Genomic DNA, 11,584 nt, shown 5'->3' on the forward strand with positions numbered 1-11,584 from the left:
AACTTTCACACCCCTTTTCCGAAGCGTTCATTGGCGGCGGACCGCGAATAAGCTTACCCCGGCCAACAAGATTTACGTGCTGACTCCACCGAAGCACAAGTACTTCAGTTCGACGAAATCGTCAGTTCCGTATTTCGATCCTTCGCGCCCGAAACCCGATTGCTTGATTCCGCCAAACGGCGCAACTTCGGTCGATATCAACCCGGTGTTAATGCCCACCATTCCGTACTCCAGGGCTTCCGCGACCGCCCAGACTCGGCTCATATCCTTTGCATAAAAATAGGCTGCAAGCCCGAATTCCGTATCGTTGGCCATCCCTATCACGTCTTCGACGCTATCGAAGCTGAACAGTGGCGCTAGCGGTCCGAATGTTTCCTCACGCGCCACTTGCATTCCCGAAGTGACGCCAGTGAGCACCGTAGGCTGGATGAAATTGCCGCCCAACGGATGGTCCGTGCCTCCCACCGCGATTTGCGCCCCCTGTGCCAGGGCATCTTCAATGTGGCGCCGGACCTTCGCAACCGCCTTGCTGTCGACGAGGGGGCCGATGTCGACACTGTCGGCAAAACCATCTCCCACTTTAAACGACGAGACGCGGCGAGAGAGTTTTTCCGCAAATTCCTCGTAGACTGACGCCTGAACGTAGATGCGATTGGCGCATACACAGGTTTGACCGGCGTTTCGATACTTGGAAACTGTTGCCCCTTCCACAGCGGCATCGACATCCGCGTCGTCGAACACGATGAAGGGGGCATTGCCTCCAAGCTCAAGGCTGAGCTTCATGATCTGGGATGAAGCCTGCGCCATCAGCGAGCGTCCGACTTCGGTCGAGCCGGTGAATGTGAGTTTGCGCACCTTATCATTTTCGCAGACCTCGTCTCCGAAATTCGCGCTGTGCGTGATGGGAACGACACTGAGGAGTCCGGCAGGAACCCCTGCCCGTTCCGCCAGCACCGCGAGCGCAATCGCTGACAACGGCGTCAGAGCCGCGGGTTTGAAAACCATTGAGCAGCCCACTGCAAGTGCCGGAGCGACCTTGCGCGCCACCATGGCCGAGGGGAAATTCCACGGCGTGATGGCGGCAACCACCCCGACTGGTTGTTTGACGACAACGATACGCTTGTCTCGCTGGTGGCCCGGGATCGTGTCGCCGTATACGCGCTTGGCTTCTTCGCCATACCATTCGATATAGGAAGCGCCGTAGAGGACCTCGCCTTTTGACTCCGCGAGCGGCTTGCCCATCTCGGAGGTGAGAATGATTGCAAGGTCGTCCGCGTTGGCGACCACAAGGTCGTACCACCTGCGCAGGACAGCGGCACGCTCCTTCCCGGTTCGTCCAGCCCACTCTTTCTGAACCACATATGCAGTGTCGATCGCCGCCGAGATCTCAGCGCGTGTGAAATCCGGCAGCACCGCCAGCACCTCACCAGACGAAGGGTTTGTCACCCCGAAGGTCTTGCCGGAGCTTGAGCTCTCGAGCCATTCGCCAGCGAGCAGACCGGCTTCGCGGACAAGTCCGGAGTCTTTGAGTTGAGCCAGAAGCGTGACGGAAAGGGTCATTGTCTGCCTTCGATGAGAACAGAAACCTAAATCTGGTTTCGAATGTGTGGCACGCGGGCGTAGAGGGCGACCACAGGCACGATCAGGAGCCCGAACACCGCTTGTTGCATGGCGTAAGTCAGCCCAAGACCCACCAACAAGGACGTAAGCACGGTCAGCACCAGCGTTCCGACGATGGTGGAGCTGTAGCCACCCCAGCCGCCGAGCAGCGATGTTCCGCCGATGACAACCGCTGCAACGGTGGTGAACAGGTAGGGATCGCCTACACCCACGAATCCGCCGCCCGAGAATCCCAGCATGATCATGCCGGTGACAGCGGACATGGTGGCGCTAGTTGCATAGGCGGTGACCCATGTCCGGAACTCCGAAATCAGGAGCCGTGATGCCGCAAGGCGGTTGCCGCCGACAGCGTAGAAGCTGCGCCCGAACAAGGTTCGCGACATGACTGCGATCGTGGTCGCCGCAATGGCCAACCAGATAATGACCACGGGCGGGAGCGGCAAACCAAGGGTGGTGCCTCCGATGGACGAAATATTGCGCATCCAGTCGGGAATCTGGCCAAGCACGTTGCCGGCGTAAGCGGAGCCGATGCTTGTCACCATCTGGCAGGCGCCGACCACCGCAAATCCGACGCCCAGAGACATGATCAGGGACTGGCCCTGCAGCCGGAACGTCAAATAGCCGTTCAAAATCCCGATGAGCAGACCACCAACGAATACGATCATCACCGCGACAATTGGTGGCACGCCCCAGTTGAGCAGGCTTGCCAATGAAATATTCGCAGAGCCAATCACGTAGGGGATCGACAAGTCAATTCCGCCAAGCAAGGCACAAAGCGTCTGTCCGAGCGAGGCCATACCGAGGAACGCCGCGAGAAGCAGCATGGAACGCAGGTTGTTGAATGAAACGAAGCCCGGCACAAGGATGGCGCCGGCGACACACAGGGCGACCAGCAAGCCAATGCCCAAAAGCACGCTGCGGCTTGCAGCAAGCGCATGGCCTCTACCCAGGGACTTCGAGGTCATGGCCGGCCCCCTTTTTTGTTCATGAGACTGTTGACCAGCAACGACAGGATGAGGATGCCCCCTGTGGATAGCTGCGTGACGTATCCCGATACGTTGCCGAAGCTGTATGTCGAGAGCGCATAAGAAATCAGGTAGATGCTGATGGCGCCGAGAATGGAGCCAAGGCCGCCGCCGCTGCCCCCTGCCAAGCTGGTTCCACCCAGAACGAGCGCCGTGACAGCAGCCAAGGTATAGGTGTTTCCTTGCGTCGGATCACCGGATGCGATGAGAGCGGTATATGTGAGAGCCGCGACGCCGGTGAAAATGCCGGCGACGATGTGCGCGCCGAACCGCGCTGCGACAGTGTTGACGCCGTTTGCAAAGGCCATTCGCTCATCGGCGCCGGTCAACAAAATTTGCTGATAGAATGCGGTCCGGGAAAACGCGAACCACAACACGATCATGCCGACGAGGATATAGAAGATCGGCGACAGGATCGCGGTCCCATAGCCCCAATCCTGCATCCAGTCAGGTGCGAAGCCGGACGGGCGGTCCATCACCACGAGGTTGACGCCGGTCAGGACCAGGTACCCGCTAAGCGTGACAATGATCGGGGCTACCCGCACATAAATGATGATAGCCGCCATCAGCACTTGATAGATCACGCCTGCCGCCACGACATAGCCCACGACGAGCACCGGCGATGTGACGCCGTTCTCGACCAGCCATTTGACCAACGACACGTTTATGAAGCCCAACAAAGGCCCGACAGACAGGTCGACGCCGCCGCGGCCGGCCAGCGCGATTGGGGTCAATGCCAACGCGGCGAGAATGAGCGGTGCCGCGACAATGATTGCACCGCCGATGCCGTCGCTGGTGAACAGTCTGGGACCTCGCAAGGCTGCCACCAGCAGCAACAGGAAGACCAGGATGATTGGTACGAGCAGGTGTTGAGATCTCTCGATCCGGGGATTGCGGGCCAGGGCTCCAAGGGCTTGCAGGCTCAATGCGCGGCCTCCAGTTCAAAGGAAATCGCAGAGGCGTCGGCATGGCCGAACATCCCGGCAAGCAGGGCGTGTTCAGACAACTCCCCACCCGGAAGCGTTCGAAACAGGCTGCCATCGCGAAAAATGAGGACGCGGTCCGCAAAACCCATGAATTCTTCGATTTCGCTAGACAGATAGAGAACGGCGCCGCCGGCCGCGGCGAAGTCCTTAAGAAGTGCGTAGAGCTCGCGCTTGGTCGCGACGTCGACGCCGCGGGCGGGATCGTCCAGGACCATGATCCGGGGCGCTCTTGCCAGTGCACGACCGATCAGAACCTTTTGCTGGTTTCCACCCGACAGCGAGGTGATGCGGTTCGAGGACTGGCCCATGCGAATGGCAAGCTTTGTGCGCTCGACGGCAAACGCTTTTTTCAGCGGTTTCCAATCGATCCAGCCAAACTCGCCGAAATGCCTCCTGTAGTGTGCGAGACTGAAGTTCTCCAAGATACTGAGGTTGGGGAATATGCCCTCCCGAGCCCGATCCCCAGACACGTAGGCAATCCCTTGATTGACGGCGTCATTGAGTGTGGCGACCCTGACACTGCGCCCCACCGGGCCAGCAGTGACTTCGCCTGCGAAGGGAGGGAGGATGCCGGCCGCAACACGCAGGAAATTGGCTTGGCCCTGACCGTCGAGTCCCGTGACGCCGACGATCTCGCCTTCACTCATGACGAAGTCCAGTGGCTTGGCGCCTATCGCAACCGACACGGCGGATGCTGAGAGAATGGGGCCTCCACCGAACCGCCTCTGCGCTGCAAATCGTTCTTGAGGAGATCCTGTGTTAGATTGCTGGGGCGACATGAGGCCAATAAGGCTGGCCTCGGTGATTTCACTGCCAATCAGTTGGCCAACCACCGAACCATCGCGCAGCACCGTGGCTCTGTCTGTGATGCGGATCAATTCGGCAATTCGATGGGTGACGATGACAACGCAGCATCCGTCATCGCGCAGCTTGCGTATCTCGGCGTGCAGCCTGGCCGTTGCGTCGAGATCAAGAGCTGCGGAGGACTCGTCCAGGATCAGCATACGTGGCTTCGCGACCAACGCGCGCGCGATTACGATCCATTGTCGCACACTTAGCGGCAGGTTCCGCACAAGCGTGTCGGGGTCGATATCGAGTCCGGTAAAGCGCTGCAGGATGTCACGGCTTTGGCTGCGGGCGATTGCCCGGCTACGGCTTCGCCGCCAAAGGCTGTCGCTACCTGCGAAGATATTGTCCACCACCGGCAGACTCTCGGCCACGAGCACTTCCTGAAAAATGGTCGCGACGCCAAGCCGGCGCGCTTGCATTGGAGTTTGCGGTACCTGACCAAAAACCGACATCGTGCCCGAGTCCGGCAGCACAACACCGGAAAGGATCTTGGCGAGCGTCGACTTGCCGCTTCCATTCTCGCCAACGATAGCGTGCACTTCACCTGGCTTGATGGTCAAGCTGCAGCCGTCAAGCGCAATGGTTTCCCCAAATCGCTTGCGGATGTCCTGCAACACTATCTCATTACGAACTTCAGTCATGGGGGCGCTGTCCTGTCGGCCGGGGCCGCCATGGCGGCGACCCCGGACTTGGGAGGATCCGGTCAGTTGGCCGGCTTCCAGGTAAAGGGATCGGCGGGGCGTGTGACCATGGCATCCGCCATTGATTTCGGGAACCAAGCTTCCGCTTTGGGCTCGAACCATTTGGGATCATCGATGCTGCAGTCTTCCGGCATCGATGCCTTCACATCATCGTAGGTGAACTTCAGCACAGGCCGGATAACCGATTGAATTTTCGGCCCCTGCCCTTCCAGGGTGCGCAGCATCATGTTCCAGACGATGTACACCTCCGCTTCCGGCGGCCAGACATAGTTGCCAGCATCGACCCAGTTGGGGTTCTTGCGCCAGTAGCATACAGCTCCGGCCTCGCCCGAGATGCTGATCGGAACCATTGGCCTGCCAGACTGGAGCATCGCCTGCAGCACGCCGTTCTCGGCCGGGGACTGCACGACGATCGCATCAAGCTGGCCAGGGTGCGTGGCAAGGAATTTCTGCACTTCGACCTGCGCCACCTGGTCCGTCCACTGGCCCTGGACGGTGCCGACGAGTTTGATGTCCGGCGACTCGGCAAGAGCTCTCATCACGCCTTTGTCGAAACTGTCCGACGACGCCAGCCCGGCTATGCCGCTGACCAGCAAAACGTTGCCTTTGCCCTTGATCTTCTCAAAGATGCCCTTGGCGATCTGGTAGCCGCCGTCGACATAGTTTGCTGACGCGCTGATCGCTTCCGGCGCGGTCACGTAACCTGAGTAGGAAAACACCGGGACGCCCTTGTCGTAGGCGTACTTGATGGTCTGGTTCAGCGCCGTCACGTTCGAGCAGCAAATGAAGATCGCATCCGCGCCTTGGTCGACCAGCTGGCGCATCTGTTGAATCTGGACGGAGTCCTTCAAGTCAGACTGGGTGACGATGACATCCTTGACCAAACCGGCTTTCTGAGCGGCGGGCAGAAGGTCATTCATCAGCTTGTCCATCGAAGCGGCGCGCCAGGTGTTGCCGGCATAGGAACTGGCAAACCCGATCGTCCACGGCGGGCCCTTCTTGGGCTTGAAATCCTTCAGCGGGCTCGGCCCGACCGGCTGGTTCTGGTCCAGGCCCTGATAAGCCTTCTGTATATCCGGGGGCAGTTCGTCCAGCCCGTCAGCAAGCGCGGCGTGCATTGCGCACCCAAATGTGCCCGCAACCACGACGGCTGCAAGTGGCAGGTTCTTCCACATATGCGTATCCTCCCTATTTTGATTGAGTTTTGATTTCCGCCAGGATCGGCAGGAGATATTTCCTAAACTCCTGGTAGTTTTCGGTAACCGGGAAGTGTCCGAGCTTTTCCATGACCCAGAACTTTCCGCCAGGCACCAGGTCGGCCAGTGCTTTTGTCTCCGCAGGCGAAGTGTTCGGGTCATATTCGCCGGTCAGCATGTAAAGCATGCACTTGCTGGTATCGATCGCCCGTGCCTCTTCGGGCGACACATTGTGGTCGTAGTAGTAATAATAGAGATCGCCGGCGAAGATGCCCGGCCCGCCGCAACTATATTCCCACTGGATCTCACGGACATTTTGTTCCGGCGAGTATGGAGAAATGTTCAGCAGCATCGCCGCGCCGATCGACGTGCGATTGACGTTGGGATTGTCGAATTCCTTGCGAATGCCGGCCATGCCCACATCCACATACTCTGCGGCCGAGCGCAGCGCGCCTTCGACGGCGATGGCGGCCCGGTAGCGATCGGCGAAGTTGGACGCGAGGTCGATCGCAAGGTGACCGCCCATCGACGATCCCATGTAAACGGGACGATCCAGTTCCAGAGCCTCCGACAGCGCGTTCGGGAACGCCATCATGCGCGCCTTGGTCATATTGTATTCCTGTTCCCACCAACGGACGCCGGTCGGCGGTAACGACTTTCCGTGATAGGGCAGGTCGAAGGCGATGACGCGAAAGTCCTTGGTGGCCTCCGCATCGCAGAGCAGGCTGCGGTATTGCCGGCCGTCGGAGCCTGCGGTGTGGCCGACGATCAGCGGGATTCCCTGCCCCGCTTCCTCGTAGTAGACCCTGTATTCAATGTTCTCGACGGTGAGATAGATGTAACCGCCGGTAATCGGATCACGCTTTGCCATGACAGGTTACCCCTTGTTCGCGATCAGGCGCATCAAGACCATCATGCGGTTGAGCGCCGGCAGGTAAGCGAAGGTTTCATTGCTGTCGCTGATGAACATGCCGTGCTTGACGGCGGTTGACTGGAGGCACTGGAAGAAGGGCTTGGGCTTGTCGGCCAACAGGTTTTTCCAGTGATCTTCGGTGCCACGGACCACGATCTTGCAGTCGGCGTCGGCAACGGACCCAAGCTCGATGCCCTGGAGTTTCCCGTTCGCGAACTGCAGCACATAGTCGCCGTCGGGCATCCCGATTTTCACGGCGCCGTCGAGATAACGCGTTTCCCTGGTGAATTCGAAATCCTCTCGAGCCCTTGTCTCGAGGGTTTTCATGTCGACAACTGACATTGATTCCTCCCTGTAATCCGGTTCGGGCGCAAAAGCGCGCCCAGGCGACTGCTAGGCTGACCCCTACTGTCGAGGCGAGGCCAGATACCTGTAGATTTCAGTATGGTCGGCACCCTTGCCGAGCATCTGTGCAGCCTGCTCCCACAGGGCGGCTGATTGGGACATCTCGCTCGCCGGCAGGCCAAGTTCATCGGCAAGGTCCGCTGCGGTCCGGATGTCCTTCGCCATCAGGCCAATCGCGAAGCCCGACGCGAAGCTTTCGGATACGACGAAAGGCTTCAGCTTGGTTTCCGTTGAATTGTTGCGGCCCGTGGAAACATTAAGAACATCGACAATGGTCTCAGCATCGAGACCGAAGGCGCGACCGACCATCAGTGCCTCGCAAGCGGCGACAAGTCCCGAAGCGGAAACGTAGTTGTTGAGGGCCTTCATGGCGTGGCCCGAGCCAAGCAGGCCTGTCACAAAGATGGATTTGCCCATTGCCGACAGGACGGGTCGAGCACGCTCGATGGCCGCGCTGTCACCCCCCGCCATGATGGCCAGGGTTCCTTCTTTGGCACGCGATACGCCGCCGGAGACCGGAGCATCGATCAGACCGACACCGCGCTTGGCGAGTTTATCGCCAAGCTCTCTCGTCTTGAAGGGAGCTGAAGAGCTCATGTCCACCACAAGAGCGCCTGGCGGCAATGAAGCCGCGGCGCCACCGCTCCCAACCAGAACGTCAGCGACGATGGCGGCGTTCGGAAGCATCGTGACAACCATCGACGCACCGCTCACGGCCTCGCTCGCAGTTTCGACGGCCCGCCCTCCAGCCGCGGCAAAGGCTGCGCGTGATGCCTCCGACAGGTCGGCCCCACGGACATCAAAGCCCGAAGCCACGAGCCGGGAAGCCATGGGGAGCCCCATCATGCCCAAGCCGATGAAGGCGATCGGTTCGGCTTCAGACAACGCCCATCTCCTTGAGCACTTCCCCGGCCAACCGGAACGCATCCATTGCCGCGGGGACGCCACAATAGGTGCCAATCTGGATGCAAATTTCCTGGACCTCGGTCGCGCTCAGCCCATTGTTGATGGCTCCGCGAACATGAACCTTGAACTCGTGTGGGCGATTGAGAGCCGCAATCATTCCCAGGTTCAAAATCGACCGGCTTCGCCTATCCAGGCCCTCGCGGTTCCAGGTCGAATCCCAGCACCACTCCGTCGTGAGTTCCTGCATAGGCCACGAAAACTCGGTCGCGTTCTCAAGTGAGCGCTCCACATAGGAATCACCCAAAACGGCGCGCCGGGTCTTCAGTCCGCGCTCGAAACGCTCGCTAGCAGGTTTGTTGAGCGCCATGCGTCTCTCCTTCTTGGATGCTCTGATCATCACACAATCAGACAATCTGTCAATACGACATCACTTGTCGGGCGCGTAAATTCTTCTCAATATTTATAGCCATGCGGAAGGTCGCAGTTTCGCGATGGCCGACGCTACGCGCCGGCTTCCCATCACGACAGATGTGCTGCGTCCGCCAGAAACTCCTTAGGCGACGGCGCTGGTGTCGCCGCCAGCTAACGCGACTTCGATGACGAAAAGACCATTTCTGGTTCGTCGGGATGGATAGAGGTTTGGCATGTTTTCCTCATGCGGCGCGAGAACGCGCCGGGGCTCGCCAAGGGCGTGCTTCAAGATCGCGTCGGTTGCAAATACCAGGTTGGCCTGGCTTCCCATCGCCAGTCCGACCGGGACATATTGCGGGTCTTCTGGGGTCCCGCCGTGCAGGTTCTCATGCCGGTAGACAAGATCCCCGGTGCAAACGTAGCTATCGGCGCTGTTCGCAACACCGTCATTGCGCACGACGACATATTGAGAGCCCGGCGTGTGGGTGTCCTTTGCCAAGTGCACATCGATACCGGGAAGCAGGTTCTCGACGTGGCCATCGACACTGATCAGACGTCCGTCACGAGCGAGTTCCACCGCATTGATGATATCGGCCGGATCAGCGGCCGTCATCAGCCAGCGGAACTTCCGATCAAGAGACATCGTCCAAACGAAGCGCTGGAGTTCATGGCCCTGAATGTAGAATTTGGCGTTCGGGAACAGCATCAGCCCGCCCATATGGTCAAAATGGGCATGCGTCAGGATTACATCTGTGATGTCTTCGGGCTGGAGCCCTACATCGGCGAGGACCTCCCGCGGGGGATACCAGTTCGTCACGCCGTAGAGTTCGCCAAATTTGCGGCCGACGGATTCGTGATTGTAGCCGCAGTCGACAAGGATCACTCTACCCTTGCCCTTGATCAGCACATAGCCGTAGGGCAGTTTGACGGTGCCCTGGTTGTGACGACCATAGATCAACGAACTGATCGGCACCTCGGGTATGAACGCGTATTCCAGGATCCAGATTGAGTAATCAGCCATCTGTTTCAAACCTCCCGAGATGATTGAATAGTTGCCGGCGCGGGCTGGCGATTACGCAGGCGAATGTGTCCGGCGCAGCATGACTGGCTCAGATCGATCGGCTCAAAGCCAGGCAAGGCCTTGGAAGCACGCTCAATTTCTTTCCACGCCGTCTTGAGCATCGGGAAAGGATCGCTGCTGTGGGCATATGCCAGTCGCCTGCGATCCATGGCGGCGAAAGCGCACTGCATGGCGTCGACGACGAGGGTGAGATGATGATGGTGATGCCCGGCCCTGGACGAAGGACTCAGACTGGCCACACGCTCTCGAGCCTCGGTGAATTGCTCCCTAGCTGTTTGATCCCTGGCTTTAATGGTGCGATCTTTTCCGTGGAATGGAAGGAGGCACTATGGGACAAGTTCTACACNCACGGCATGGATCCTAGGTGTTTGATCCCTGGCTTTAATGGTGCGATCTTTTCCGTGGAATGGAAGGAGGCACTATGGGACAAGTTCTACACGGCCGCGCCACGACGACAGAGGCAACCCGTCGAGCAATACAAAATAGTCAAGAGAGCCTGAAGAAGCTCGCTAAGCGCTATGGCATCGATCCCAAGACGGTCGCGAAGTGGCGCAACCGGACCTCGACCGCCGACCTTCCGACCGGTCCCAGAGAGCCGCGCTCGACGGTGCTGTCGCTCGACGAGGAAGCCGCCATCGTCGCCTTTCGCAAGCACACGCTCTTGCCGCTCGATGATTGTCTCTATGCCCTTCAGCCGACGATCCCGCATCTGACGCGCTCGTCATTGCATCGCTGCCTTCAGCGCCATGGCATTTCGCAGTTGCCGCAGACGGGCGCCGACAAATCGGCCAAGCAGAAGTTCAAGGCCTATCCGATCGGCTATTTCCACATCGATATCGCCGAGGTGCAGACCGCCGAGGGCAAGTTGCGCCTGTTCGTTGCCATCGATCGGACGTCCAAGTTCGCTTATGCGCAGTTGCACGCGACTGCGGACAAGATGACGATGGTCCAGTTCCTTCGGGATCTGATCGCGGCCGTGCCCTATGTCATCCATACCATTCTGACCGACAACGGCATCCAGTTCACCAATCGCAGCTGTGATCGCCATACCCCCAGGCATGTCTTCGACGACGTCTGCGCCGACCATGGCATNACGGCATCCAGTTCACCAATCGCAGCTGTGATCGCCATACCCCCAGGCATGTCTTCGACGACGTCTGCGCCGACCATGGCATCGAGCACCGGCTCACCAAGATCAACCATCCATGGACCAACGGCCAGGTCGAGCGGATGAACCGAACCATCAAGGACGCGACCGTCAAGTCCTTCCACTATAACGATCACGATCAGCTGCGCCGGCACCTTGCCGACTTCCTCTCAGCCTACAATTTCGCGCGCAGGCTCAAGACCCTCAAAGGCCTCACACCTTATGAGTTCATCTGCAAAATCTGGCAAAAAGAGCCCAAACGCTTCCGACTCAATCCAGTCCATCAAATGCCGGGACTAAACACCTAGGGTCTGCGCCGCGTCGCTTCGCTCCTTGCTCCGCCC

Annotated in this window: 11 protein-coding genes and 1 pseudogene; 1 reads left to right on the forward strand and 11 read right to left on the reverse strand. The window is 59.1% G+C overall.

The window, feature by feature from the left end; all coding sequences use genetic code 11:
* Positions 1-72 precede the first annotated feature (72 nt).
* From X743_RS144385 to X743_RS1000000172380, 11 genes are all read right to left on the reverse strand, one after another.
* Complete coding sequence (locus X743_RS144385; protein WP_023768085.1) at positions 73-1,560, reverse strand: NAD-dependent succinate-semialdehyde dehydrogenase; 1,488 nt, start codon at positions 1,558-1,560, stop codon at positions 73-75.
* Between the two features lie 26 nt (positions 1,561-1,586).
* The gene (locus tag X743_RS144380; RefSeq protein WP_031258359.1) at positions 1,587-2,585 is read right to left on the reverse strand and encodes an ABC transporter permease; all 999 of its coding nucleotides are present in this window, start codon (positions 2,583-2,585) and stop codon (positions 1,587-1,589) included.
* Positions 2,582-3,571: an ABC transporter permease gene (locus tag X743_RS144375; RefSeq protein ID WP_245264307.1), complete on the reverse strand. Its 990-nt coding sequence runs from the start codon at positions 3,569-3,571 to the stop codon at positions 2,582-2,584. The genes X743_RS144380 and X743_RS144375 overlap by 4 nt, the downstream gene beginning before the upstream one ends.
* Positions 3,568-5,121 (reverse strand): sugar ABC transporter ATP-binding protein, encoded by a 1,554-nt coding sequence (locus X743_RS144370; RefSeq protein WP_023768088.1) that lies wholly within the window; start codon positions 5,119-5,121, stop codon positions 3,568-3,570. The genes X743_RS144375 and X743_RS144370 overlap by 4 nt, the downstream gene beginning before the upstream one ends.
* Positions 5,122-5,183: 62 nt before the next feature.
* Positions 5,184-6,299, reverse strand: a complete 1,116-nt coding sequence (locus tag X743_RS144365; protein WP_156934517.1) for an ABC transporter substrate-binding protein — start codon at positions 6,297-6,299, stop codon at positions 5,184-5,186.
* Between the two features lie 70 nt (positions 6,300-6,369).
* A complete protein-coding gene (locus tag X743_RS144360; RefSeq protein ID WP_023768090.1) occupies positions 6,370-7,248 on the reverse strand; it encodes an alpha/beta hydrolase in 879 nt (292 codons plus the stop codon).
* Between the two features lie 6 nt (positions 7,249-7,254).
* Entirely contained in the window at positions 7,255-7,632 is a 378-nt protein-coding gene (locus X743_RS144355; protein WP_023768091.1) for a hypothetical protein, read from the reverse strand.
* A 63-nt stretch (positions 7,633-7,695) separates the two neighbouring features.
* A complete protein-coding gene (locus X743_RS144350; RefSeq protein WP_023768092.1) occupies positions 7,696-8,580 on the reverse strand; it encodes an NAD(P)-dependent oxidoreductase in 885 nt (294 codons plus the stop codon).
* Positions 8,573-8,968, reverse strand: coding sequence for a carboxymuconolactone decarboxylase family protein (locus X743_RS144345; protein WP_031258363.1), 396 nt, complete (start codon positions 8,966-8,968; stop codon positions 8,573-8,575). Before X743_RS144345 ends, X743_RS144350 begins: the two co-directional genes overlap by 8 nt.
* Positions 8,969-9,154: 186 nt before the next feature.
* Positions 9,155-10,033, reverse strand: coding sequence for an N-acyl homoserine lactonase family protein (locus X743_RS144340; protein ID WP_023768094.1), 879 nt, complete (start codon positions 10,031-10,033; stop codon positions 9,155-9,157).
* A gap of 5 nt (positions 10,034-10,038) precedes the next feature.
* Positions 10,039-10,332 (reverse strand): hypothetical protein, encoded by a 294-nt coding sequence (locus X743_RS1000000172380; RefSeq protein WP_156934516.1) that lies wholly within the window; start codon positions 10,330-10,332, stop codon positions 10,039-10,041.
* A 182-nt stretch (positions 10,333-10,514) separates the two neighbouring features.
* Here X743_RS1000000172380 and X743_RS1000000171215 point away from each other — a divergent pair.
* Positions 10,515-11,548: pseudogene (locus tag X743_RS1000000171215) on the forward strand (IS481 family transposase).
* Positions 11,549-11,584: the final 36 nt, after the last annotated feature.

This window comes from Mesorhizobium sp. LNHC232B00 (assembly GCF_000502435.1).
Lineage (GTDB): Bacteria > Pseudomonadota > Alphaproteobacteria > Rhizobiales > Rhizobiaceae > Mesorhizobium > Mesorhizobium opportunistum.

Excerpts from the sequence above, each read along its gene's own strand:
- X743_RS144340 (WP_023768094.1), bottom strand. The coding sequence starts at position 10,033 with ATGGCTGATTACTCAATCTGGATCCTGGAATACGCGTTCATACCCGAG.
- X743_RS144380 (WP_031258359.1), bottom strand. The coding sequence starts at position 2,585 with ATGACCTCGAAGTCCCTGGGTAGAGGCCATGCGCTTGCTGCAAGCCGC.
- X743_RS144355 (WP_023768091.1), bottom strand. The coding sequence starts at position 7,632 with ATGTCAGTTGTCGACATGAAAACCCTCGAGACAAGGGCTCGAGAGGAT.
- X743_RS144365 (WP_156934517.1), bottom strand. The coding sequence starts at position 6,299 with ATGCACGCCGCGCTTGCTGACGGGCTGGACGAACTGCCCCCGGATATA.
- X743_RS144360 (WP_023768090.1), bottom strand. The coding sequence starts at position 7,248 with ATGGCAAAGCGTGATCCGATTACCGGCGGTTACATCTATCTCACCGTC.
- X743_RS144370 (WP_023768088.1), bottom strand. The coding sequence starts at position 5,121 with ATGACTGAAGTTCGTAATGAGATAGTGTTGCAGGACATCCGCAAGCGA.
- X743_RS144385 (WP_023768085.1), bottom strand. The coding sequence starts at position 1,560 with ATGACCCTTTCCGTCACGCTTCTGGCTCAACTCAAAGACTCCGGACTT.
- X743_RS144345 (WP_031258363.1), bottom strand. The coding sequence starts at position 8,968 with ATGGCGCTCAACAAACCTGCTAGCGAGCGTTTCGAGCGCGGACTGAAG.